This is a genomic window from Demequina litoralis (assembly GCF_030418455.1).
Classification (GTDB): domain Bacteria; phylum Actinomycetota; class Actinomycetes; order Actinomycetales; family Demequinaceae; genus Demequina; species Demequina litoralis.
In genome coordinates, this window is sequence record NZ_JAUHPW010000005.1 from 1 (window position 1) to 23,398 (window position 23,398).

Genomic DNA, 23,398 nt, shown 5'->3' on the forward strand with positions numbered 1-23,398 from the left:
CGGGCCGCCCCCGGGGGGGGGGGCCCCCACGGCGTGGGCGCTAGTTCTCGTAGCGGTCGACGGTCGGGACGTCCGGCTCCGGGAGCACGGTGCCCGCGGTCGCGTTCCAGGCCTCCAGCCAGCGGCCGTCCTCGAAGATCTCCTCGAGCACGTCGTTGATCCAGTCGCGGAACTCGTCGTCGTCGTGCGCGAGGCCGATGCCGTAGGGCTCCTCGGTGAAGGGCTCGCCCACCACCTTGAAGTCGTCCGGGTACTCGGCCACGTAGCCGGCGAGGATGACGTTGTCGGTGGTGACGACGTCGACCTGGCCGTTGCGCAGCGGCTCGAGGCAGTCGGTGTACGCCGCGAAGAGCGACAGCTCCGCGTCGGGGTAGTTGTCCGCGATGTTCGCGGCCGGCGTCGACCCCTCCACGGAGCAGACGTTCTTGCCCGCGAGGTCGTCGGGGCTCATGATGTCCTCGTTGTCGACCGACACCATGAGCGCCTGGCCGGCGTTGTAGTACGGCCCGGCGAAGCTCACGAGCTCCTTGCGCTCGTCGTTGATCGTGTAGGTCGCCACGACGATGTCGACCGTGCCGTCCTCGATGAACGGCTCGCGGTTCGCCGACACGGTCTCGACCCACTCGATGCCGTCCTCGTCGATGCCGAGCTCGGACGCGATGATCTTGCCGATCTCGACGTCGAAGCCCTCGGGGTCGCCGCTCGGTGCGAGCAGCCCGAACAGCGGCTGGTCGAACTTGGTGCCGATGGTGATGGCACCGGCATCGGCGAGGGCCGCCATCGTGCTGCCCTCGGCGAAGTCGCCGGCCGACATCGCGTCGTCGGCCCCCATCGAGCCCGACTCGTCGCTCTCCGAGCCGCTGTCTGACGAGCACGCCGCCAGCAGCGCCGCCGCCGCGACTCCCAGGGCGGCCACCGCCGCCTTCCTCCGGATCATCATGGTCCTTCTCCTCTCCCCCGCCCCTGCCAGGGCGTTGTCTCGTGGAACTGCGGGAACCCCTAGTGCGTGAGGATCTTCGACAGGAAGTCCTTCGCCCGCTCGGACTGCGGGTTCGTGAAGAACTCCTCCGGCTCGGCCTCCTCCTGGATCAGGCCGTCCGCCATGAAGACCACGCGGTTCGCGGCCTTGCGCGCGAAGCCCATCTCGTGGGTGACGACGATCATCGTCATGCCCTCGCGGGCGAGCGCCACCATGACATCGAGCACCTCGTTGATCATCTCGGGGTCGAGCGCGCTGGTGGGCTCGTCGAAGAGCATCACCTTCGGCTTCATCGCGAGCGAGCGCGCGATCGCGACACGCTGCTGCTGGCCGCCCGAGAGCTGCGCGGGGTACTTGTGCGCCTGGTTGGCCACGCCGACGCGCTCGAGCAGCGCCATGGCCTCCTGCTCGGCCTGCTTGCGCGGCTCCTTCTTCACCTTGATGGGTCCGAGGGTGACGTTCTCGAGGATCGTCTTGTGGGCGAACAGGTTGAAGGCCTGGAACACCATGCCGACGTCGGCGCGCAGGTGCGCGAGCGCCTTGCCCTCCTGCGGCAGCGGCTGCCCGTCGATGGTGATGGTGCCGTCGTCGATGGTCTCGAGGCGGTTGATCGCCCGGCACAGCGTCGACTTGCCGGACCCGGACGGGCCGATGACGACGATCACCTCGCCGCGTGCGACGGTGAGGTCGATGTCGTTGAGCACGTGCAGCTCGCCGAAGTGCTTGTTGACCTTGTCGAGCACCACGAGCGCGTCGGAAGCGTCTGACATCTTTCGACCATAGACCCGCGAACCGGCCACCGCGCGGCGGAGACCGGATCGTGACCGAGACTTAATCGCCTGGTAACAACGCCCTGCGGGACATCATGCGCGGACGGCGAGCACCTCGCGGCACCAGTCGACGTCCTCGCCGAGCGCGGTGACGAGCGCGTCCAGCGAGCCGAAGTCGAGCATGGGACGGCGCCACTCGACGAGGTCGAGCGCCACCTCGGCGTCGTACAGGTTGAGGTCGTCGCGGCCGATGACGTACGCCTCGATGCGCAGGTCCGTGCCGCCCACGGTGTAGTTCATGCCGAGGCTGATCGCGGCCGGCAGCCGCTCGCCCGCGACCGCGGCGGCCCGCGCGTTGCCGCGCGCGTCGAGGACGGTGAGCCAGCCGGCGTACACGCCGTGGCGCGGGATCATGCCGGCGGTGTGGTCGAGGTTCGCGGTGGGGAAGCCGATCTCGCGGCCCAGCTTGTCGCCGTGGATGACGGTGCCTCGCACACGGTGCTCGCGGCCGAGCACCTCGGTGGCCCCCGGCAGGTCGCCCGCGTCGAGCAGCTCGCGCACCCAGGTCGAGGACCAGCGGCGGCCCGACTCCGAGACGGCGCACGCGTCGTCGATGATGTCGACGGCGAAGCCGAGCTCCTCGCCCAGCGCGCGCATCGTCTCCACGTCGCCGGCGTTGCCGCGCCCGAAGCGGGTGTCGCGGCCGACGACCACGCACGAGGCGCGCATCCCGCGCACGAGGTAGTCCGCGACGAACTCCTCGGGGGTCTGGCGGGCGAAGTCGAGCGTGTACCGCACGACGAGGACGCCGTCGAGGCCGATCGCGGCGAGGCGCTCGAGACGGTCGTCGACGCCGGTGATGAGCTCGGGCTGGTGCGCGGGGTCGTGCACCGCCTTGGGGTGCGGGTCGAACGTCATGGCGAGCGCGACGTGGCCGCGCGCGCGGGCGTCCGCGACCATGCGGCCGAGGACCGCCTGGTGGCCGCGGTGGACGCCGTCGAAGTTGCCGAGGGTCACCACGGCGGGGCCGAGGTCCGGGATCTCGGCAAGCGAGCGCCACACGTGCATGCCGGACATTGTGCCCTACGCCCCGGCGCTGCCCGCCGCGGGGGACGATGCGGTGGAGGGCTCGAAGACGACGACGGGCTTGGCGCGGCCCGCCTTGGGCTCGACGATCGCGACCGCACGCGGACCGGGCGCGATCGCGACGGTCGGGCCGTCGGGCCTCGCGTCGATCCACTGGCCGAAGCCCAGCGCCGTGGCGTCCTCGTCGGTCACCTCGAGCACCGGCAGCGTCGCGGCGGCGGCCTCCGCGAGGCCCACGCGGGGCAGGTCCTCGCCGGAGTCGACGACGGCGCCCAGGCCCTCGAGCGTGCGCGCGAGGTCGAGGCCGATGCCGCCCACACGCGTGCGGCGCAGGGCGGTGAGGTGGCCGCCGACGCCGAGCGCGGCGCCGAGGTCGCGGGCGAGCGCCCGCACGTAGGTGCCCGAGGACACCTCGACGCGGACGTCGAGGTCCACGACCGCATCGTCCCTTCGCACGCCGACCACGTCGAAGCGGGACACCGTGACGGGCCGCTCGGGCAGCTCGACGTCCTCTCCCCCGCGGACGCGCGCGTACGCACGCTTGCCGTCGACCTTGATGGCGCTGACGGCGCTCGGCCGCTGGAGGATGTCGCCCGTGAGACGGACGACGGCGGAGCGGATGGCCTCGTCCGTGACCGTGGATGCGTCCACGGTCGCGGTGACCTCTCCCTCCGCGTCGTCCGTCACGGTCGACTGCCCGAGCCGGATGGTGGCGTCGTACGCCTTGTCGTGCCCGACGATGTACGTGAGCAGCTTGGTCGCACGGCCGATGCCGACGACGAGCACGCCCGTCGCCATGGGGTCGAGCGTGCCGGCGTGGCCCACCTTGGAGGTGCGGGCCAGACGCCGGACACGCGCGACCACATCGTGGGAGGTCCAGCCCTGAGGCTTGTCGACCACGACGATGCCGGGCGCCGGCTCGGGGCCGCCGCGGCGTCCCATGGGCTAGTCCTGGTCCTCGTCGTCCTCGGGTCGGCGGTACGGGTCCGCCTCGCCCGCGTACTGCGCGTTCTCCCGCAGCCGCTTGAGCTCCTCGTCCCGCACGTGCGCCTCGTGGAGGGCACGGTCGAGCGACGCGGCCGTCTCCGGCACGGCGTCGAGGTGGAACTCGAGCGACGGCGTGAGGCGGATGCCGAGCTGGGAGCCCACGAGGGAGCGCAGGCGGCCCTTGGCCTTCTGCAGCGCCTTCGCGGCGTCCTCACGCTCGGCATCCCCGCCCAGCACGGTGTAGAACACGGACGCCTGCTGGAGGTCGCCGGTGACACGCACATCGGTCACCGTGACGAAGCCCAGCCGGGGATCCTTGATCTCGGTCTGGAGCGCGCGGGCGACGATCTTCTTGATCGTGCCCGCGAGCTTCAGAGCCCTCGCCTTGTCAGCCATCAGGACCTCGGGATCTCGACCATCTCAAAGGTCTCGATGATGTCGCCGACCTGGATGTCGTTGAACTTGCCGAGGCCGATACCGCACTCGTAGCCGTCGCGCACCTCGGTGGCGTCGTCCTTGAAGCGGCGCAGCGTCTCGATCGTCGGCTCGCCGATGACGACACCGTTGCGCACGACCTTGGCCTTCGCGTTGCGGCGGATGACACCGGTACGCACGAGCGAACCGGCGATGTTGCCGAACTTGGAGGAGCGGAAGATCTCCATGATCTCCGCGCCACCGACCTGCTTCTCCTCGAACTCGGGCTTGAGCATGCCCTTGAGCGAGGCCTCGACGTCCTCGAGCGCGCGGTAGATGACCGAGTAGAAGCGCATGTCGACGCCCTCGCGGTCCGCGAGCTCCTGGACGCGCTCGGCCGGACGCACGTTGAAGCCGATGATGATCGCGTTGTCGACCGTCGCGAGGTTGACGTCGTTCTGCGTCACCGCACCGACACCGCGGTGGATGATGCGCAGGTCGACCTCGTCGCCCACATCGATCTGGAGCAGCGCGTCCTCGAGCGCCTCGACGGCACCGGACACATCACCCTTGATGATGAGGTTGAGGGTGTCGACCTTGCCTTCCTCGAGGGCCTTGTTGAAGTCCTCGAGGGAGATGCGCTTGCGACGCTTCGCCAGCTGGGCGGCGCGCTCGGCGGCCTCACGCTTCTCGGCGATCTGACGCGCGGTGCGGTCGTCGTCGGCCACCAGGAAGGTGTCGCCGGCGCGGGGCACCGAGGTCAGGCCGATGACCATGACCGGACGTGCCGGCGTGGCCTCGGAGACCTGGTTGTCGTGCTCGTCGAACATCGCACGGACGCGGCCGTAGGCCGTGCCCGCGACGATCGCGTCGCCGACCTTCAGCGTGCCCGAGTTGACCAGGACGGTCGCGACGGCGCCGCGGCCCTTGTCGAGGTGCGCCTCGACGGCCACGCCGCGCGCGTCCTTGTTCGGGTTCGCGCGGAGGTCGAGGCCCGCGTCGGCGGTGAGCAGGACGGCCTCGAGGAGGCTGTCGATGCCCTGACCCTTGAGCGCGGAGACGTCGACGAACATCGTGTCGCCGCCGTACTCCTCGGCCACCAGGTTGTACTCGGTGAGCTGCTGACGGATCTTCGCCGGGTTCGCGCCCTCCTTGTCCACCTTGTTCACCGCGACCACGATCGGCACGTTGGCCGCCTGGGCGTGGTTGAGCGCCTCGATGGTCTGCGGCATCACGCCGTCGTCCGCCGCGACCACGAGGATCGCGATGTCGGTGACCTTCGCACCACGGGCACGCATGGCGGTGAACGCCTCGTGACCCGGGGTGTCGATGAACGTGATGGCGCGGTCGTTGCCCTCGTGGGTCGTGTGGACCTGGTAGGCGCCGATGTGCTGGGTGATGCCGCCGGCCTCGCCGGAGATGACGTCCGCCTTACGGATCGAGTCCAGCAGGCGGGTCTTTCCGTGGTCGACGTGACCCATGACGGTGACGATCGGGGCGCGGGCCTCGAGCTCCTCATCGGTCTCGGCCGCAAGCTCGGCCTCGATGTCGATGTTGAAGTCCTCGAGCAGCTCGCGGTCCTCCTCCTCGGGGGACACGATCTGGATCACGTAGCCCAGCTCGCTGCCGAGGGCCTCGAAGGTGCCCTCGTCGAGCGACTGCGTCGCGGTCGCCATCTCGCCCAGGTGGAACAGGACGGTGACGAGCGACGCGGGGTTGACGTCGATCTTCTCGGCGAAGTCGGTCAGCGTCGCGCCGCGACGCAGGCGGATCAGGGTCGAGCCGTCACCGCGAGGGATCTGCACGCCACCGATCGCCGGGGCCTGCTGCTGCTCGTACTCGGCCCGCTTCGCGCGCTTCGACTTCCGACCGCGGACGGGCTTGCCGCCCGCACGGCCGAACGCACCAGCGGTGCCGCCGCCGCGGCCGCGGCCGCCGGGGGCCGGACGGCCGCCGGGGCCGCCGAAGCCGCCGGGACGACCCGGACCGCCGGCGCCGCCGGGGCCGCCCTGGCCGCCGACGGGACGCGGGCCGAAGCCGCGACCCGGGGTGCCGGACGGGGCACCGGGACGGGCGCCGCCGGGCGCGCCGGGACGACCACCGCCGCCGCCGGCACCGCCGCCACCGGGGCGGGGGCCGGGCCGGTTGGCCTGGAACGGGTTGTTGCCGCCGGGACGCGGACGGGGGCGCGGGCCCGCCGAACGGTCGCTGAACGGGTTGTTGCCGGCCGGGCGCGGACGCGGGCGCGGCATGTCGCTGGGCAGCGGCACGTTGGGCTTCGGCGCGCCGGGCTTCGGCGCGGCCTTGGCCGCGGGCTTCTCGGCCGCGGGGGCGGCCTGCTCCGCGGGCTTCTCGGCGGCCTGGGCAGGCTTGGGGCCGGGGCGCGGGCCGGGCTTCGACGCCGCGGGCGCGGGCGCCGCGGGCTTCTCGGCGACCGGCTCGGCGGGAGCGGACGCAGGCTTGGGGCCGGGCTTGGGGGCGCCGGGCTTCACCGCGGGCTTGGCGGCGGCGGGCTTCGCCGGCGCCGGGGCCGCGGACGCGGTCTTGGCCGCGGGGAAGGCCTCACGGGCCTTCCGCACCACGGGGGCCTCCAGGGTGGAGGACGGACCCTTGACGTACTCGCCAAGCTCGTTGAGCTTGCCGATCAGGTCCTTGCTCGAGACTCCGAGCTCCTTCGCGATCTCATGGACGCGGGGCTTTGCCACTTCTCTCCTGTCTCGGCTCGCCCAAGACAGGGTCGAGCCATCGTTACGGCTGGGTGCTCATCGTGAGCTGCTCATCGCTGGGCCATGGGCTTTCATCCCGTCTGATTCGATGGTGGGCACGGTCCTCGCTAGCCGACCTCGAGGCCGGTGACATCCAGCTCCGCCACGCGCAGCGCGCGGGTCAGGGCCCTCCGTCTCAGCGCCTGTGCGAGGCAGTCCGGGTCGGGGTGCAGCCAGGCTCCCCGGCCCGGCAGGCTGCGACGCTCGTCGACGACCGCGCGGCCGTCCACGCACGCCACCCGCACAAGGACCGACCGAGATCCCCGACCCCTGCATCCGACGCACGTCCGCACGGGTTCCTGAGGAACGGGGGCGGGGGCGCCGACGTCACGAGACGGGTCTCTCGGCTCCACTAGTCTAGCGGATCCCCGTCAGCGCCCGGATCCGGCTCGCCCGGGCACGTCGGGCTGCTCGTCCGAGCGGATGTCGATGCGCCACCCCGTGAGGCGGGCGGCGAGGCGGGCGTTCTGCCCCTCCTTGCCGATGGCGAGCGACAGGTGGAAGTCCGGCACGACGACGCGCGCGGCGCGCGCCTCCTCGTCGACGACCTCGACCGACACGACGCGCGACGGCGAGAGCGCGTTGCCCACGAAGGTCGCCGGGTCGTCGTCCCAGTCGATGATGTCGATCTTCTCGCCGCGCAGCTCGCTCATGACGGCGCGCACGCGCGAGCCCATGGGGCCGATGCACGCGCCCTTGGCGTTGACGCCGGGGACGGTCGCGCGGACCGCGATCTTGGTGCGGTGGCCGGCCTCGCGGGCGAGGCTCATGATCTCGACGGTGCCGTCGGCGATCTCGGGCACCTCGAGCTCGAAGAGCTTGCGCACGAGCCCGGGGTGGGTGCGCGACAGCGTGATCGACGGGCCCTTGGCGCCGCGCGAGATGTCGAGCACGAAGCCCTTGAGGCGCTCGCCGTGGACGTAGACCTCGGTGGGGACCTGCTCGTGGGGCGGCAGCACCGCCTCGACGTCGCCCAGGTCGACGTGGACGTTCTTGGGGTCCGAGGACTGCTGGATGACGCCGGACACGAGGTGGCCCTCGCGGCCCGCGTACTCGCCCAGCACCGCATCGTCCCCCGCCTGGCGCAGGCGCTGGAAGATGACCTGGCGCGCGGTCGACGTGGCGATGCGGCCGAAGTCGGCCGGGGTGTGGTCGAACTCGGGCAGCTCGGCGAGGTCCTGCCCCTCCTCGCCCTCCTCGCGGGCGAGGATCGTCACCTTGCCGGTGACGCGGTCGAGGTGCGCGCGGGCGTGACGATACGCGCCCGGCGTCTTGTGATACGCGGAGACGAGCGCCTGCTCGATCGCGTCGACCAGCACGTCCAGACGGATGTCCTTCTCGCGCTCGAGGCCCCGCAGGGCCTGCATGTCGATGTCCATGTCCTACTTCTCTCCCAGCCTCTTGAGCTCCACGACGATGCGACCGTCCGTGACCTCGCCGAGCGGCACGCGCCGCTCCTCGCCGTCGACGTCGAGCACGAGCTCGTCCCCGTCGACGTCCGTGAGGCGTCCCTCGAGCGTGCCGTCCGTGAGGCGCAGCGCGAGCATCCGCGTCCGTGCGCGCAGGAAGTGGCGGCGCTCCGTGAGGACGCGGTCGGTTCCGGGGGTCGAGACCTCGAGGACGTACGGCGTGGAGGGCACGTTCGCCTCGTCGAGCACGGCGCCGATGCGGCGGGAGGCCTCGGCGACGGCGTCGAGGTCGGCGCTGCCGACCTCGGTCTCCGGCAGGTCGACGGTGACGAGCACGCGCGAGCGCTTGCCCGCGGCCGCGACGTCCACCCCCTCGAGGACCAGTCCCGCGGCCTCGGCCTCCGGCGCGGCGAGCTCGATGATGCGGCTCGTGATGTCCATGGCATCGCCTCCCACGCGCGGCGCGCGTTCCGTTGCTGAAATTCGGTCGAGGGACATTCTAGGACCCTCCCGGGGGCGTGTCATGATGGCGCCCATGGCGCCCCTCCCCTCCCGCGTGATCCGGACGGCGGCGGTGGCGGGCGTCGCGACCGTGCTCCTCACCGCATGCACGTGGCGGGTCGAGACGCCTCCGATCCCCTCGCGGACCCCCACGCCCACCGTCGTCCTGCGCGACGAGGCGGCGCTGCGCGAGCAGGCCGTGATCGACGCCGCCGACTCGACCGACCTCGGCGTGATCGAGGCGGGCCTCGCTCCGGAGCGGCTCGCCGCGCTCGGAGGCGTGTACGTGGAGTACCCGTCGGCGTCCCCCACGCCGGACGCGGGCGTCTCCGCCGCGCCGTCGCTCGACGAGGCGGTCCAGGACGCGATCGACGAGGCGCTCGCCGCCGCGGACGCCGCCGCCGAGGACGACCCGGGCCTGTCCGCCATGCTGCGCTCGATCGCGCTGTCCCACGCGCTCGCCGTCGACGCACCCGGCGTCACCGGGACCGCGCCCGTCGAGCGCGCCATGCCCGGCATCGGGGACGATGCGACGGGCCCGTGGGCTCCCGACGAGGGCACCGCGGTCGACGGGGACACGCTCGCCGCGCTCGCCGTCGCGCACGACCGCGCCTCGTTCGCGTACGAGGTCGCCGCCGCGCGTGCGAGCGGCAACGAGCGCACGCGCGCGCTGAAGCGGTCGCGCCTGCACGAGGAGCGCGTCGCGGAGCTGCTGGCGCTGCCCGGCGTGGAGGACCTGCGAACCTCGCTCTACGACGTACCTCCCGCGGGCACCGAGAACCGGAGGGCGCGAGCGGCGACCGAGCGGGCCGTCGAGACCGGGCTCGCGGAGTCCTACGCCGCGCTGATCGACGGCGCCGAGCCCGCCGACGTGCCGTGGATCCTCAACTCCGCGTACGACGCGTGGATGCGCGCCGCGGCGCTCCCCGGCTTCGACCTGGGGTCGCTGCCGGCGCTGCCGGGCCTCGACGTCTCCTGACCCGAGGACCCCTCCACACACGGGCGACCGCGACCCACACGGACACCGGCGTGTCGCGGACGACACGCCGAGGATCCCCCTCCCTACGCCGCGTGACGTGTGGAGGGGTGCACCGGGCGCGTGGAGGGGCGTCCGGCAGGATCAGCCGGCCAGCGCCTCCCTGACGCGGGCGACCACGGCGCCCGCCGCATCGTCCACGGGCAGCGCCTCGCTCGTGCCCGCCGCGCGGACCTTGAGCTCGACGTTGCCCTCGGCGAGGCCGCGGCCCACCACGAGGATGAACGGCGCGCCGATGAGCTCGGCGTCCTTGAACTTCACACCGGGCGAGACCTTGAAGCGGTCGTCGTAGCAGACCTCGACGCCCGCGGCCTCGAGCTCCGCGGCCAGGCCGCCGGCCGCCTCGAAGACCGCCGCGTCCTTGCCGGTCGCGACGACGTGCACCTGGTAGGGCGCCACCTGGATGGGCCAGGACAGGCCCAGCTCGTCGTGGTTGTTCTCCGCGAGCAGCGCGACGGCGCGGGTGACGCCGATGCCGTACGAGCCCATGGTGACCACCTGCTGCTTGCCGTTCTCGTCGAGCACGCGCAGGTCGAGCGCCTCGGCGTACTTGCGGCCCAGCTGGAAGATGTGACCGATCTCGACGCCACGCGCGAGCTCGAGCGGACCCGAGCCGTCGGGCGCCTCGTCGCCGTCCCGCACGTCGGCGGCCTCGATGGTGCCGTCGCCCACGAAGTCGCGGCCCATGACGAGGTCGAAGACGTGCTTGCCGTGCTCGTTCGCGCCGGTGATCCAGCGGGTGCCGGGCACGATGCGCGGGTCCAGCATGTACGGGATGGTCGCGTCGTCCTCGGAGAGGAAGGCGACGTCCGCCGGGCGGGCCTGCGGGCCGAGCACGCCGGGCCCGATGTAGCCCTTGACCAGCTCGGGGTGGCTCTTGAGGTCGTCCTCGTTCGCGGCCTCGACCGTCGCCGGGGCGAGCGCCGCCTCGAGGCGGGTCATGTCGACCTCGCGGTCGCCGGGCACACCGATGACGAGCAGCCCGCGCTCCCCCTCGGGGTTGGTCGCGGCGATCACCACGTTCTTGAGGGTGTCCGCGGCGGTCCACGGACGGTCCTCGCGGGGGTGGTGCGCGTTGGCCGAGGCGACCAGCGTGTCGATGGTCGGGGTGTCGGGGGTGTCCTCGACGTGCGCGGCGGGCGCGTCGTCGAAGGGCAGCGCGCCGGGCGCCGGGGTGGTGACCGCCTCGACGTTGGCGGCGTAGCCGCCGGGCGAGCGCACGAAGGTGTCCTCGCCGACCTCGGTGGGCGAGAGGAACTCCTCCGACCTCGAGCCGCCCATCGCGCCGGACTGCGCCTGCACGATCACGTACTCGAGGCCCAGGCGGTCGAAGATGCGGATGTAGGCCGCGCGCTGCGCCGCGTAGGACGCGTCGAGGCCCTCGTCCGTGAGGTCGAAGCTGTACGAGTCCTTCATGATGAACTCGCGGCCGCGCAGCAGGCCCGCGCGGGGGCGCGCCTCGTCGCGGTACTTCGTCTGGATCTGGTAGATCGTCAGCGGCAGGTCCTTGTAGCTGCTGTACAGGTCCTTGACCAGCAGCGTGAACATCTCCTCGTGCGTGGGCGCGAGGAGGTAGTCGCCGCCCTTGCGGTCGTGGAGGCGGAAGAGGTTGGGGCCGTACTCGGTCCACCGGTTGGTCGCCTCGTACGGCTCGCGCGGCAGCAGCGCCGGGAAGTGCACCTCCTGGCCGCCGGCGGCGTCCATCTCCTCGCGGACGATCGCCTCGACCTTCGCGAGCACCTTGAGGCCCAGCGGCAGCCAGGTGTAGATGCCGGGGGCGGCGCGGCGGATGTAGCCGGCGCGGACGAGCAGCTTGTGCGACGCGACCTCGGCGTCGGCGGGGTCCTCGCGCAGGGTGCGCAGGAAGAGCGTGGACATGCGGAGCATGGGGTCAAGGGTATCGGTCGCGGGAGGCGGACGATGCGGGGGGCGCGACGGCGTCAGAGCCTCGAGTACCGCGTGAGGAAGAAGGCCATCTGCTGACGCGTGAGCGCGTCCGTGTCACGGTAGGTGCCGTCGCCGTAGCCCGTCGCGACGCCGTGCTCGTGGACCCAGGCGATGGCCCGGTAGCCCGGGTCTCCGGGACCGATGTCCGTGAACGGGGACCGCTTCGGGGCGTCGTAGCCGCGATCTCCCGAGTAGCGGAACAGGAACCACGCCATCTGCCGGCGGGACAGGGGTGCGGTGTCGCGGAACGTGCCGTCGTCGTATCCGGTCGCGATCCCCTCCTGGTGGAGCCACACGACCGCCTTGTAGCCCGTGTCGCCCGGGCCGATGTCCGTGAACGGCGACCTCCCGGGCAGGTCGACCCGGGGCGAGCCCGCGTAGCGGTACAGGAACATCGCCATCTGGCGACGGGTGAGCACGTCGGTGGGCCCGTACCGGCCGTCCGAGTAGCCCTTGGCGATGCCGTGCGACCCGACCCACGAGATGGCTCCGAAGGCCCCGTCCTCGCCGTCCACATCCGTGAAGTGCGCGGCGTCGATCCGCTGCCCGCGCACCCGCGGCTTCACGGTGACGAGCGTCGGCGGGACGGTGCGCTCGCCGAGGACGAGGACGTCGCCGACCGCGGCCGGGTGGGTCCAACGGAGAAGCTCGTCGTAGTTCCCGTACCAGAAGTCGTCCCCGGAGTAGGACTGCCAAAGTTCGACGGTGCGCAGGTTCCTCGGCACGATCCGAAGGATGTACTGCTCCCCGGCCGCCACCTCGTCGAGGATCGCGAGACGACCAGGCCGCGTGCAGTCGATCGATACCGGCCGCTCCCACGCCTCCGCGCGCGCCGCGTTCCGGCTGTTCGCCGCGATCGCCTCCTGGGTGCTCTCGCTGAGCGGATAGCGGTAGGCCGCGACGCACAGCACATCGCTCGTCCACGACTCCTTGCCGCGCACCCGCACCATCAACGGCGTCGACGTGTCGAGCTCGACAGGTCTCGCCCAGACCGTGCTCGGGGACGAGGACGAGATCCCGATGCGCCCCGGGAACGCGGTGACCCCCACGGGGGCGATCGTCGTCTCCCAGTACTCCGCCCACTGCCGCGAACGTCCGGGGATCCCGCCGACGAGCACCTTGTAGCCGCCCGCCTTCACGCCCTCGAAGCGGTAGACGCCGTCCTCGATGTCGACCCGATCCACCAGGTCGCCCTTCCACGTGTAGAGCTTCGCCCAGCCGGAGTCGACGTCGCCGCCCGAGACCTGGCCTGCGATGGTCCGGGTGGCCGCGGCGTCGGCCGCGGACGGCGCCCCGACCGCCATCATCAGCGCGACGGCGAGCGCCGCCCCGAACCTTGCGAGCGCGGACGTCGGTGCGAGCATGCGGTCCCCCCAGCGCCGTCTGTCCGGCTCCGCGAGCCTGCGTCACCAAACGGCATCGCGTGCCACCGTAGCAGCGCCATCCGCGTCGGAGCAGCGACGATGCCGGCCGGGACGATGCGGCCGCAGACGACGCGACCGCCGCCGGCCCGAGGGCCGACGGCGGTCGTGTGAGAGGTGCTGTCCGCTACAGGCTCGAGAACCGGTAGAGGAAGCCCGCCATCTGGCGGCGGATCATGTCCTGCCTCGGACGGAACGAGCCGTCGGTGTAGCCGGAGGCGATGCCCTCGTTCACCATGAACACCATGGCGCGGTAGCCGTTGTCGCCGGCCGCGACGTCCGTGAAGGGCGTCGTGTCGGGCATCTCGACCGCGGGTCGGCCCGCGAAGCGGTAGAGGAGCTTCGCCATGCTGCGGCGCGACACGGTCACCTTCGGACGGAACGAGCCGTCGCCGTAGCCGGTGGCGATCTCCTGCTCGTTCAGCCACACCATGGCGCGGTAGCCGTTGTCACCGGGCTCGATGTCCGTGAAGGGCGACTCCGTCGGGAGCTCGAAGTCCGGGCGGCCGGCGAAGCGGTAGAGCATCTTCGCCACGCTGCGACGGGTCACGGACGCGGTGGGACGGAAGGTGCCGTCGGAGTAGCCCGCGGCGATGCCCTGCTCGTGCAGCCAGGTGATCGCGGCGAAGCCCTTCGCACCCTCGGGCACGTCGCTGAAGTAGACGGTCGGGACGCACGTGTCGGTGGGACGCTCGGCGTTGATGAGCACGTTGTCGACCGGCAGCGCGTCGAAGCCGTTGGTCACGATCCAGCCGTAGCGGTTGCCGCCCACGGTGTCGCCGATGACGTCCTTCGCGTTCGACTTCGTCCACGTCTTGAGGACGGTGCCCTCGGCGTCGGCGACGGAGATGTCGACCGACAGCACGCCGTCGACGTCCGAGAACGTGTGCGAGACCGTGTACCAGCCCGACTCGTCGATCGTCAGCGTGTCGCCCGACAGCGGCGCGACATCCACGGCCGCGAAGCCCGCGTTGTTCGACGCACCCAGCGTCCACGAGCCCTCACCCGCGGACTGCGCGTGCAGGATGAAGTCGCGACGGTGGTCGCCCGCGGTGTTGTTCGACGCCACCGACCAGTCGAACTGGTTCAGCGTGCCACCGGTCTCCACCTCGGTGTCGAGGTAGAAGTCGGCGCTGGTGAACCAGCCACCCTCCGGGAACGTGTTCGAGTACCCACCGAAACGGGTGAACTGGTACGCGTAGTCGTCACCGTCGACGTTCTGGCCCGCGACCGCGTAGTAGCAGCCGGCGGCGGCCGGGATGCCGGCGGTGCCGGTCTTCACGGGGGTGACGTTGCCGAAGCTCTCGACGCTCGCCTCGGTCTCGAAGCCGTAGACGTCCGAGCCCGGCACGGTGCAGGCCTCGGCCGCGGCGACGGTGAAGTCGAACTTGTACTGCTTCTTGATCTTGGTGCTGCCGTCGGAGACGACGCGGTAGTCGCCGGGCTCGAGGTTGTCGAGCTCGAGCGTCGCGGTCTCGCCGGCGGCGACGGTCGCGAACGGCACGATCTCGCCGGGCGCGCCGGTGGTGCCGTCCTCGTAGTAGAAGGTCTCGGCGGTGCCGCCGGTGCCGTCGCCCAGGTTCTTGACCTGGAACGTGCGGTCGCCCTCGGTCCACAGCGGGGTCACGGTGTACGCGAAGCCGCCGTCGGCGGAGCAGGTCGCGTCGAAGGACTCGGCGACGACGGGCTCACAGCCGCCGGTGGGACGCTCGGCGTTGATGAGCACGTTGTCGACCGGCAGCGCATCGAAGCCGTTGGTCACGATCCAGCCGTAGCGGTTGCCGCCCACGGTGTCGCCGATGACGTCCTTCACGTTCGACTTCGTCCACGTCTTGAGGACGGTGCCCTCGGCGTCGGCGACGGAGATGTCGACCGACAGCACGCCGTCCACGTCCGAGAACGTGTGCGAGACCGTGTACCAGCCCGACTCGTCGATCGTCAGCGTGTCGCCCGACAGCGGCGCGACATCCACGGCCGCGAAGCCCGCGTTGTTCGACGCACCCAGCGTCCACGAGCCCTCACCCGCGGACTGCGCGTGCAGGATGAAGTCGCGACGGTGGTCGCCCGCGGTGTTGTTCGACGCCACCGACCAGTCGAACTGGTTCAGCGTGCCACCGGTCTCCACCTCGGTGTCGAGGTAGAAGTCGGCGCTGGTGAACCAGCCACCCTCCGGGAACGTGTTCGAGTACCCACCGAAACGGGTCATCTGGTACTCGTAGCCCGCGTCGTCCAGGTTCTGCGACGCGACGGCGTAGTAGCAGCCGGACGCGGCGTCGAGGCCGTCGGCGCCGGTCTTCGCGACCGAGACGCCCGTGAGCCCGTCGGTGCCCTCGGCGTCGATGCTCGCCGCCGACTCGAAGCCGTAGACCTCGGAGCCCGGGTAGGTGTCGTCGGACGTCGCGCCTGCCGCGGTGGCGGTCAGGACGCTGGCGCCCAGCGCCGCGAGCAGGGTGCCCGCGACGGCGCGCGAGGCGCGCCAGGAATGGGTGTTCCCCATGTGATCCCCTCAGATCCGTGCGCGCGCACGCACCTGTGGGTGGTTCCCGTGTGCGTCGCTGCGCGCGAGTAGCGAGAAGAGTCTAAGAAGGCCCACCGACAGCGATCGTCGAAAGACGCCGATAACGTCGTTGCCGTGACGAACGCCACACCGATGGCGCGGAGGCGGTCGTCACATCATGACGGTCGCGAACGTCCCCACCTCGCGGAAGCCCACCGCGTCGTACGCGCGGATCGCCACCGGGTTGAAGTCGTTGACGTAGAGGCTGACCGTCGGGGCGAGCTGCGCGCGCGCCGCGTCGATCACGGCGCCCAGCCCGGCGCGCGCGAGCCCGCGTCCGCGCAGGTCGGGATGCACCCACACGCCCTGGAGCTGCGCCACTCCCCCGCCGAGCGCCCCCACCTCGGCCTTGAACACCACCTGCCGCCTGCCGTCGACGGTGCCCATCTGGATGTAGGACCGCCCGGCGCGCACGAGGTAGCGGAGGCGCTCCTCGTAGCCCGCGCGGCCGTGCCGCATCGGGTCGTAGCCGACCTCGCCGATGAACATGTGGACGCACGCGGGCAGCAGCAGGTCGTAGTCGTCGAGCGTCGCGCGGCGCACGGCCTCGAGGTCGAGGCCGGACGCGTCGATGCCGGCGACGCGTCGGGGGTCGTGGTCGATCGCCATCGACACCTGGCGCGCCCGCACCTCGCGTGCGGGCCCCCACCAGGGCTCGACGCGCCCCCACAGGTCGAGCGTGACGCCGGCGGGGCCCACGAGCGCCGCGGGCCTCGTGAGGCGCGCGATCGCGGCCGCGGCGACCTCGGCGCGCAACGAGTCCTCGTCCTCGCAGTCGCCCTCCGGGAGCACCGGCGAGAGGTTCGCCCCGTTCCACACGAGGCCGACGAGGCTGGAGTGGAGGCCGGAGCGGCGCCGCACGCCCCACAGCGAGCCCGTCATGATGCCCGAGGCCCGGGCCGTCTCGAGGTGCATGAGCGGCACCACGTGCGCGACCGGGTCGCGGCGCGCGAGCGAGATGGCGGTCTCGAGGTCACGCCGCTGCAGGGGCGCCAGCGTGTGCTGGGCGCGCCTGAGCAACGAGTCCGTCATGACGCCGCGATCACCTCGGGAGCGGCGCCCTCGACGGGCTCCATCGTCTCGGCGATCTTCATCGCCTCCTCGATCAGCGTCTCGACGATGTCCTTCTCCGGGACGGTCTTGATGACCTCGCCCTTGACGAAGATCTGACCCTTGCCGTTGCCCGACGCGACGCCGAGGTCGGCCTCGCGGGCCTCGCCCGGGCCGTTGACGACGCAGCCCATGACGGCGACGCGCAGCGGCACCTCCATGCCCTCGAGCCCGGCGGTGACCTTCTCCGCCAGCTCGTAGACGTCGACCTGCGCGCGGCCGCACGACGGGCACGAGACGATCTCGAGCTTGCGCGGGCGCAGGTTGAGCGCCTGCAGGATCTGGATGCCGACCTTGACCTCCTCGACCGGCGGCGCGGACAGGGACACGCGGATGGTGTCGCCGATGCCCTGGCTCAGCAGCGCGCCGAAGGCGGTCGCGGACTTGATGGTGCCCTGGAAGGCGGGGCCGGCCTCGGTGACGCCGAGGTGGAGCGGCCAGTCGCCGCGCTCGGAGAGCATCTCGTAGGCGCGCACCATGACGACCGGGTCGTTGTGCTTGACCGAGATCTTGAAGTCGTGGAAGTCGTGCTCCTCGAAGAGGTTCGCCTCCCAGACCGCGGACTCGACGAGCGCCTCGGGCGTGGGCTTGCCGTACTTCTCCAGCAGGCGCTTGTCGAGCGAGCCCGCGTTGACGCCGATGCGGATCGACGTGCCGTGGTCCTTCGCGGCCTGCGCGATCTCCTTGACCTGGTCGTCGAAGCGCTTGATGTTGCCCGGGTTGACGCGCACTGCGGCGCAGCCGGCCTCGATCGCCGCGAACACGTACTTCGGCTGGAAGTGGATGTCCGCGATCACGGGGATGTTCGACTTCTTCGCGATCGCGGGCAGCGCGTCCGCATCGTCCTGCGTGGGGCAGGCCACGCGCACGATGTCGCAGCCGGCCGCCGTGAGCTCGGCGATCTGCTGCAGGGTCGCGTTGATGTCGTGGGTCTTGGTGGTGGTCATCGACTGCACGCTGACGGGGGCGTCGCCGCCCACGTACACGTCGCCCACCTTGATCTTGCGGGTCTTGCGCCGCGGTGCGATCACGGGTGCGGGCATCGCGGGCATGCCGAGTCCGATGGCTGTCACGTTGTCAGTATCTCCTAAGGCCGATGCGGTTCCGCCGTCACACCACGCTGACGGGCGCGACGATGTCCGCGTAGATGAGGATGACGCCCATGGCGAGAAGCAGGGCGAAGACGCCGTAGGCGAGGGGCATCATGCGGGCCACGTCGACGGGCGCCGGCCTCGGCAGGCCGCGCACGCGCGCCCAGCCGTTCTTGATGCCCTGCCAGAAGGCGGAGACGATGTGCCCGCCGTCGAGCGGGACGAGGGGGATCATGTTGAAGGCGAACAGCGCGAGGTTGAGGCTGCCCAGCAGCATGAGCATGTCGACGACCTTGTCGCCGATCGAGTAGCCCTGGACCTCCGCGCTGGAGATCTCGCCGGCGACGCGGCCGACGCCCACGAGGCCCATGACGGAGTCCGTGGTGCGCTCCTCGAGCCCCACGGACGCGCGGGCGACGTGGTAGACGTTCTCGGGCAGGTGCCAGATCACGTCGGCCGTCGCGCCGAGGACGTAGCCGGTGTACTCGACGCCGGCGCCGATCCCCTGGCGCTGGGTCTCGGTCGTGGGCGCGATGCCCATGTAGCCGACCTCCTCCGTCACCACCGCGCCGTCGGCGTCGGTGACCACGGCGCCGGAGTCGTCGTAGACCGCACGCTCGCGCAGCGCGGGCGTGAGGGGGACGTCGACGGTGCCGCCGTCGCGCTGGACCGTGAGGACGACCTCCTCGCCCGGGCGGTCCGCGACGTAGTCGGTGAAGGTCTCCCAGTCGGACACCGGTGTGCCGTCGACCGCGGTGACGGTGTCGCCGGCCTCGAGGCCGGCCTGCGAGGCCGGGGACGCGGGGTCGCCCTCGGCGCAGTCGACGGCGCCCGCGGCGGGCACGCACGCCGTCACCTGCGACACCGTGAGGGTCGGGTGGCCGGGGGTGCCGACGAGGAAGAGGATGCCGGTGAAGAGCAGGACGGCGATGACGAGGTTGACGAAGGGACCGCCGAACATGACGATCGCCTTGCGCCACCAGGTGAGGTGGTAGAAGGCGCGGGCGTCCTCGCCCGGCTGGATCTCCTCGACGGAGGCCTCGCGGGTGTCGGCGATGAGCTGCGCGACGCGTCCGGTGCCCTTGACGGGCTTGACCGCCTCGGCCGGCGGGATCATGCCGACGAGCTTGACGTAGCCGCCCAGCGGGATCGCCTTGACGCCGTACTCGGTCTCCTTGCCGCGGCGCGACCACAGCGTGGGACCGAAGCCCACGAAGTACTCGCTCACCCGCACGCCGAAGCGCTTGGCGGGGACCATGTGACCGAGCTCGTGGAGCGCGATCGAGACGAGCAGCCCCACGAGCAGGACGACCCACCCGATGACCTCTGCCATGTGTCCTACCCTCTCACTTCCGCGATCGCCTGCCGCGCCTGGGCGCGCGCCCACGCCTCCGCGCGGTCGACCTCCTCCAAGGTGAGCTCCGCGGGGGCGCTGTACTCCTCGACAACGCGCCGGACGGTGTCCACGATCCCGAGGAACGGCAGCGCGCCGTCGACGAAGGCCTGCACGCACTCCTCGTTGGCGGCGTTGAACACGGCCGGGTGCAGGGACGATGCGGCGACGGCGGCGCGCATGAGGCGGATCGCGGGGAACGCGTCCTCGTCGAGCGGCTCGAAGGTCCACGCCTGCGCGTGCGTCCAGTCGAGGCGCGGTGCGACGTCGGGCAGCCGCTCGGGCCAGCTGAGCCCCAGCGCGATGGGCAGCCGCATGTCCGGCGGAGAGGCCTGCGCGATGGTGGCGCCGTCCACGAACTCGACCATCGAGTGCACGATCGACTGCGGGTGCACCACGACGTCGATGCGGTCCATCGGGATGCCGAAGAGCAGGTGCGCCTCCGCCACCTCGAGCGCCTTGTTCACCATGGACGCCGAGTTGATGGTGACCACCGGGCCCATGTCCCAGTTGGGGTGGGCGAGAGCGTCGGCGGGCGTGACGGCCTCGAGCGACGCGCGGCTGCGTCCCCGGAAGGCGCCGCCGGACGCCGTCACCACCAGGCGGCGGACCTCGCCGCGGCTGCCCGAGCGCAGGCACTGCGCGAGCGCCGAGTGCTCCGAGTCGACGGGCACGATCTGGTCCTCGCGCTGCATCGCGGCGTGCACGAGCGCACCGCCCGCGACCAGCGACTCCTTGTTGGCGAGCGCGAGCGTCGAGCCGGACTCGAGGGCCGCAAGGGTGGGTCGCAGGCCCACCGAGCCCGTCATGCCGTTGAGCACGACGTCGGCGCCGACACGGGCGGCCTCGACCACCGCATCGGCCCCGCCCCTCACCTCGACGCCGGGGAGGGCCTCGGCGAGGGCGGGCACGACCTCCTCGCGCGCGACGGCCACGTAGCGGGGACGATGCGCGCGGGCCTGGGCGACGATCGCGTCGGGGTCGGCGCCGCCGGCGGCGAGCGCGACTACCTCGAGGCGGCCGGGGTGGCGCGAGACGACGTCGAGCGCCTGGGTGCCGATCGAGCCGGTCGACCCCAGCAGGGAGACGGTGCGGGTCATCCCTCGGTGACGCCGAGCAGGATGTCGACCATGCGCGCGAGGAACGCGTCGACGGTCGCCTCGTCGTACGCGCGCGAGCCGTGGGCGGTGCGGAAGGTCGCGCCGCGCACCTCGTCGGCGGACAGCGGCGCGCCGCGGTCGAAGAAGGCGGTGACGCGCGTGAGCAGGTCGTCCACGTCGCTCGCGCGGTAGCCGGAGGACACGGCGGACGGATGCGCGAAGCGCTCCCCGGCGGGGCGTCGCAGGCGTGGGTAGAGCGTCTGCGCGCGCTGCGCGAGCTCCTGCATCCATGCGTCCTGGCCGTTGGAGCGGACGTAGGCCTCGCGCTGGCGGCCCACGAAGGCGGCCTCGAGGCGGTCGAGCGCGGAGTCCACGGCGGCGGTGTCGTAGCCGCCGTGCTTGAGGTCGAAGGCGGTGCGGCGCACGTCCAGCGGCGCGAGCTCCGTGTCGGGCTCGGCGGACCGCTCGTATGCCGCACGGGCCTTGTCGAAGAACTCCTCGACCTGGGTCGGGTGGTACCCGAGCTTGAGCGAGCCCACCTTGGGGAACAGGGTCGTCATCACCTCTCCTTGATGGCCAGCTGGCCGCACGCGCCGTCGATGTCGCTGCCACGAGTATCCCTGATGGTGGTGGGAATTCCGTGCATCCGGAGGATGCGTACGAACTCCTGCTCGACCTTCGGGTCCGAGGCCGTCCACTTGGACCCGGGGGTCGGGTTGAGCGGGATCGGGTTGACGTGCACCCACCCGTCGCCGCGCGCGTTCAGCTTCTTCGCGAGCAGCTCCGCGCGGTGCGCGTGGTCGTTCATGTCGCGGATCAGCGCGTACTCGATGCTCACGCGGCGGCCGGTCGCGTCGAAGTAGCGGCGCGCGGCGTCGAGCGCCTCGTCGACCTTCCAGCGCGCGTTGATCGGCACCAGCTCGTCGCGGAGCTCGTCGTCGGGCGCGTGGAGGCTGAGCGCGAGGGTCACGGGGATGCCCTCGGACGCGAGACGGTCGATGCCGGTCACGAGGCCCACGGTGGAGACGGTGACGTGGCGCGCGGACAGGCCGAAGCCCTCGGGCGGCGGGCTGGTGAGCGCACGCACCGCGGTGATGACCGCGGCGTAGTTCGCGAGCGGCTCGCCCATGCCCATGAACACCACGTTGGACAGGCGCACCGGGTCGCCGCCCAGTTCGCCGTCGCGCGCCTGGCGCGCCGCGAGGCGCACCTGCTCGATGATCTCGCCCGCCGACAGGTTGCGCGTGAGGCCCATCTGGCCGGTCGCGCAGAACGGGCACGCCATGCCGCAGCCGGCCTGGCTGGTGACGCACAGGGTGGCGCGGTCGGGGTACTTCATCAGCACGGACTCGACCTTGGCGTGGTCGATGAGGTTCCACAGCGTCTTCACGGTCGCGCCGTCGTCCGCCGTCAGCTGCGTCACCTTGGTGAGCAGCGGCGGGAACAGCTCGCCCACGAGGGACTCGCGGGCGGCCGCGGGCAGGTCCGTCATGTCGCCCGCGTCGACCGTGAGGTGGTCGTAGTAGTGCGTCGCCAGCTGCTTCGCCCGGAAGGCGGGTTGGCCCAGCTGCTTGACCGCGTCGGCGCGCTCCGCGGGGTCGAGGTCCGTGAAGTGCCGCGGCGGCTTGCCTCGGCGGGGCTGGAGCATGGGCAGGGTCGGAAGCGTGGTCATGAGGTCCCCAGGAGCAGAGCGAAGACGATGTAGGCGACCGCGGCCGCCGGGAGCATCGAGTCGAGGCGGTCGAGCACGCCGCCGTGACCCGGGATGGCGCTGGACATGTCCTTGACGGACAGGTCGCGCTTGAGGACGGACTCGGCGAGGTCGCCGAGCACCGCCGCGACCACCGCGGCGGCACCCACCGCGGCGCCGACCCACCACCGGCCGTCGAGCAGGACGGTCGCGAACACCGAGGCGCCCGCGATGCCGAACACCGCGCCGCCGATCGCGCCCTCCCACGTCTTCTTGGGGCTCACGCGCGGGGCGAGCTTGCGGCGCCCGAAGAGCATGCCGGTGAAGAGCGCGAAGGTGTCGTTGAGGACCACCGCCGCGATGAGGATGAGGATCCGCTTCCAGCCCTCGTCCGCGAGCTCGAGGAGCAGCATGAACGAGCCCAGGAACGGGATCCATGTGAGGGTGAGGATGCCGACGAGCGAGTCCGACAGCGTGTTCTCGACGCGGTCGTCGACGATCCGCCAGGCGGCGACGCCGGCCGCCGCGACGAGCAGCGCGACCACGAGGCCCTCTCCCCCGCCGAACCAGGTCGCGACACCCATGCCGACCGTCGCCATGAGGACGGGTGCGAGCGACACGTGCATGCCGTGCCGGGCGAGCGCGTTGCGCCACTCGATCACGGCGGCGATGCAGAAGCCGTAGATGGCGACGGCGAAGGCGAGCGGATGCCACCACGCGGCGACGAGCGCGCCGACTGCGAGCACGACGCCCACGACGGTCGCGAGGCCCAGGTTGCGGCCCGCACGCGACGCCGGCGCGGGCACCGTCCCCTCGAGGGGCACGGCCACGTCCACGGGGTCCACCGCATCGTCCTCGCCCGCGGTGTGCGGGACCGCGACGGACTCGGCCCGTGCGACGGCCTCCGCCACCTGCTCGGCGGCGTGCGGCGCAGGCGCGACCTCGGGCGGCGGCTCGACCGCCGCATCGGCCGGACCGGGCAGCGCGATCTCGCCGGTGGGCAGGCCGGGCGGCCAGGCGCCCTCGGGCGCCGACGGTGCCGCGCTCTCGGGGTTGACCGGCGCGAACGGGGGTCGCGCGGGCGCGGCCTCGTGCTCGGAGGTGTCGGGGTCCGCCTCCTGGCGGCGCCCCCACCTCATGAG

20 protein-coding genes are annotated in these 23,398 nt (G+C 71.9%); 1 reads left to right on the top strand and 19 read right to left on the bottom strand.

Annotated elements, in window-relative coordinates; translation table 11 throughout:
• Positions 1-40 precede the first annotated feature (40 nt).
• From QQX09_RS07380 to rimP, 9 genes are all read right to left on the bottom strand, one after another.
• Positions 41-937 (bottom strand): glutamate ABC transporter substrate-binding protein, encoded by an 897-nt coding sequence (locus QQX09_RS07380; RefSeq protein WP_436969059.1) that lies wholly within the window; start codon positions 935-937, stop codon positions 41-43.
• Positions 938-999: 62 nt separating this feature from the next.
• Positions 1,000-1,749: an amino acid ABC transporter ATP-binding protein gene (locus tag QQX09_RS07385; protein ID WP_301132963.1), complete on the bottom strand. Its 750-nt coding sequence runs from the start codon at positions 1,747-1,749 to the stop codon at positions 1,000-1,002.
• A 93-nt stretch (positions 1,750-1,842) separates the two neighbouring features.
• Positions 1,843-2,817, bottom strand: coding sequence for a bifunctional riboflavin kinase/FAD synthetase (locus QQX09_RS07390; protein WP_301132966.1), 975 nt, complete (start codon positions 2,815-2,817; stop codon positions 1,843-1,845).
• A gap of 15 nt (positions 2,818-2,832) precedes the next feature.
• Positions 2,833-3,777, bottom strand: coding sequence for a tRNA pseudouridine(55) synthase TruB (gene truB, locus QQX09_RS07395; RefSeq protein WP_301132968.1), 945 nt, complete (start codon positions 3,775-3,777; stop codon positions 2,833-2,835).
• 3 nt (positions 3,778-3,780) lie between these two features.
• Positions 3,781-4,218, bottom strand: a complete 438-nt coding sequence (gene rbfA / locus QQX09_RS07400; RefSeq protein ID WP_301132970.1) for a 30S ribosome-binding factor RbfA — start codon at positions 4,216-4,218, stop codon at positions 3,781-3,783.
• The gene (gene infB / locus QQX09_RS07405; protein ID WP_301132972.1) at positions 4,218-6,941 is read right to left on the bottom strand and encodes a translation initiation factor IF-2; all 2,724 of its coding nucleotides are present in this window, start codon (positions 6,939-6,941) and stop codon (positions 4,218-4,220) included. Before infB ends, rbfA begins: the two co-directional genes overlap by 1 nt.
• Positions 6,942-7,069: 128 nt before the next feature.
• Positions 7,070-7,231, bottom strand: coding sequence for a DUF448 domain-containing protein (locus tag QQX09_RS07410; protein ID WP_301132974.1), 162 nt, complete (start codon positions 7,229-7,231; stop codon positions 7,070-7,072).
• Positions 7,232-7,372: 141 nt separating this feature from the next.
• Entirely contained in the window at positions 7,373-8,380 is a 1,008-nt protein-coding gene (gene nusA / locus QQX09_RS07415) for a transcription termination factor NusA (protein WP_301132976.1), read from the bottom strand.
• A 3-nt stretch (positions 8,381-8,383) separates the two neighbouring features.
• The gene (gene rimP, locus QQX09_RS07420; RefSeq protein WP_301132978.1) at positions 8,384-8,851 is read right to left on the bottom strand and encodes a ribosome maturation factor RimP; all 468 of its coding nucleotides are present in this window, start codon (positions 8,849-8,851) and stop codon (positions 8,384-8,386) included.
• Positions 8,852-8,945: 94 nt separating this feature from the next.
• On the opposite strand from rimP, the gene QQX09_RS07425 reads away from it, so the two are divergent.
• Positions 8,946-9,890, top strand: coding sequence for a hypothetical protein (locus tag QQX09_RS07425; protein ID WP_301132980.1), 945 nt, complete (start codon positions 8,946-8,948; stop codon positions 9,888-9,890).
• A gap of 141 nt (positions 9,891-10,031) precedes the next feature.
• On the opposite strand, the gene QQX09_RS07430 is transcribed toward QQX09_RS07425, so the two are convergent.
• The 10 genes from QQX09_RS07430 to QQX09_RS07475 form a co-directional block, all read right to left on the bottom strand.
• Positions 10,032-11,825: a proline--tRNA ligase gene (locus tag QQX09_RS07430; protein WP_301133469.1), complete on the bottom strand. Its 1,794-nt coding sequence runs from the start codon at positions 11,823-11,825 to the stop codon at positions 10,032-10,034.
• A gap of 62 nt (positions 11,826-11,887) precedes the next feature.
• Positions 11,888-13,258, bottom strand: a complete 1,371-nt coding sequence (locus tag QQX09_RS07435; protein ID WP_301132982.1) for an S-layer homology domain-containing protein — start codon at positions 13,256-13,258, stop codon at positions 11,888-11,890.
• Positions 13,259-13,442: 184 nt separating this feature from the next.
• On the bottom strand, positions 13,443-15,812 hold the full coding sequence (locus QQX09_RS07440) for an S-layer homology domain-containing protein (RefSeq protein ID WP_301132984.1): 2,370 nt from the start codon (positions 15,810-15,812) through the stop codon (positions 13,443-13,445).
• A gap of 171 nt (positions 15,813-15,983) precedes the next feature.
• Entirely contained in the window at positions 15,984-16,904 is a 921-nt protein-coding gene (locus QQX09_RS07445; RefSeq protein ID WP_301132986.1) for a GNAT family N-acetyltransferase, read from the bottom strand.
• Complete coding sequence (ispG, locus tag QQX09_RS07450) at positions 16,901-18,034, bottom strand: flavodoxin-dependent (E)-4-hydroxy-3-methylbut-2-enyl-diphosphate synthase (protein WP_301133471.1); 1,134 nt, start codon at positions 18,032-18,034, stop codon at positions 16,901-16,903. The genes QQX09_RS07445 and ispG overlap by 4 nt, the downstream gene beginning before the upstream one ends.
• Before the next feature lie 58 nt (positions 18,035-18,092).
• The gene (locus QQX09_RS07455) at positions 18,093-19,406 is read right to left on the bottom strand and encodes a M50 family metallopeptidase (protein WP_301132988.1); all 1,314 of its coding nucleotides are present in this window, start codon (positions 19,404-19,406) and stop codon (positions 18,093-18,095) included.
• Positions 19,407-19,411: 5 nt separating this feature from the next.
• Positions 19,412-20,566 (bottom strand): 1-deoxy-D-xylulose-5-phosphate reductoisomerase, encoded by a 1,155-nt coding sequence (gene dxr, locus QQX09_RS07460; protein WP_301132990.1) that lies wholly within the window; start codon positions 20,564-20,566, stop codon positions 19,412-19,414.
• Positions 20,563-21,126, bottom strand: a complete 564-nt coding sequence (locus QQX09_RS07465) for a DivIVA domain-containing protein (protein WP_301132992.1) — start codon at positions 21,124-21,126, stop codon at positions 20,563-20,565. Before QQX09_RS07465 ends, dxr begins: the two co-directional genes overlap by 4 nt.
• Entirely contained in the window at positions 21,126-22,238 is a 1,113-nt protein-coding gene (rlmN, locus tag QQX09_RS07470) for a dual-specificity RNA methyltransferase RlmN (RefSeq protein WP_301132994.1), read from the bottom strand. The genes QQX09_RS07465 and rlmN overlap by 1 nt, the downstream gene beginning before the upstream one ends.
• Positions 22,235-23,395, bottom strand: coding sequence for a phosphatidate cytidylyltransferase (locus QQX09_RS07475; protein WP_301132996.1), 1,161 nt, complete (start codon positions 23,393-23,395; stop codon positions 22,235-22,237). The genes rlmN and QQX09_RS07475 overlap by 4 nt, the downstream gene beginning before the upstream one ends.
• Positions 23,396-23,398 lie beyond the last annotated feature (3 nt).

What these genes read in the sequence shown, in the direction of transcription:
- nusA (WP_301132976.1), bottom strand. Translation starts at nt 8,380, where the DNA reads ATGGACATCGACATGCAGGCCCTGCGGGGCCTCGAGCGCGAGAAGGAC.
- QQX09_RS07465 (WP_301132992.1), bottom strand. Translation starts at nt 21,126, where the DNA reads ATGACGACCCTGTTCCCCAAGGTGGGCTCGCTCAAGCTCGGGTACCAC.
- QQX09_RS07385 (WP_301132963.1), bottom strand. Translation starts at nt 1,749, where the DNA reads ATGTCAGACGCTTCCGACGCGCTCGTGGTGCTCGACAAGGTCAACAAG.
- QQX09_RS07430 (WP_301133469.1), bottom strand. Translation starts at nt 11,825, where the DNA reads ATGTCCACGCTCTTCCTGCGCACCCTGCGCGAGGACCCCGCCGACGCC.
- dxr (WP_301132990.1), bottom strand. Translation starts at nt 20,566, where the DNA reads ATGACCCGCACCGTCTCCCTGCTGGGGTCGACCGGCTCGATCGGCACC.
- QQX09_RS07380 (WP_436969059.1), bottom strand. Translation starts at nt 937, where the DNA reads ATGATCCGGAGGAAGGCGGCGGTGGCCGCCCTGGGAGTCGCGGCGGCG.
- QQX09_RS07445 (WP_301132986.1), bottom strand. Translation starts at nt 16,904, where the DNA reads ATGACGGACTCGTTGCTCAGGCGCGCCCAGCACACGCTGGCGCCCCTG.
- rimP (WP_301132978.1), bottom strand. Translation starts at nt 8,851, where the DNA reads ATGGACATCACGAGCCGCATCATCGAGCTCGCCGCGCCGGAGGCCGAG.
- QQX09_RS07440 (WP_301132984.1), bottom strand. Translation starts at nt 15,812, where the DNA reads ATGGGGAACACCCATTCCTGGCGCGCCTCGCGCGCCGTCGCGGGCACC.
- truB (WP_301132968.1), bottom strand. Translation starts at nt 3,777, where the DNA reads ATGGGACGCCGCGGCGGCCCCGAGCCGGCGCCCGGCATCGTCGTGGTC.
- QQX09_RS07425 (WP_301132980.1), top strand. Translation starts at nt 8,946, where the DNA reads ATGGCGCCCCTCCCCTCCCGCGTGATCCGGACGGCGGCGGTGGCGGGC.
- QQX09_RS07435 (WP_301132982.1), bottom strand. Translation starts at nt 13,258, where the DNA reads ATGCTCGCACCGACGTCCGCGCTCGCAAGGTTCGGGGCGGCGCTCGCC.
- QQX09_RS07475 (WP_301132996.1), bottom strand. Translation starts at nt 23,395, where the DNA reads ATGAGGTGGGGGCGCCGCCAGGAGGCGGACCCCGACACCTCCGAGCAC.
- rlmN (WP_301132994.1), bottom strand. Translation starts at nt 22,238, where the DNA reads ATGACCACGCTTCCGACCCTGCCCATGCTCCAGCCCCGCCGAGGCAAG.
- QQX09_RS07455 (WP_301132988.1), bottom strand. Translation starts at nt 19,406, where the DNA reads ATGGCAGAGGTCATCGGGTGGGTCGTCCTGCTCGTGGGGCTGCTCGTC.
- QQX09_RS07390 (WP_301132966.1), bottom strand. Translation starts at nt 2,817, where the DNA reads ATGCACGTGTGGCGCTCGCTTGCCGAGATCCCGGACCTCGGCCCCGCC.
- rbfA (WP_301132970.1), bottom strand. Translation starts at nt 4,218, where the DNA reads ATGGCTGACAAGGCGAGGGCTCTGAAGCTCGCGGGCACGATCAAGAAG.
- ispG (WP_301133471.1), bottom strand. Translation starts at nt 18,034, where the DNA reads ATGCCCGCGATGCCCGCACCCGTGATCGCACCGCGGCGCAAGACCCGC.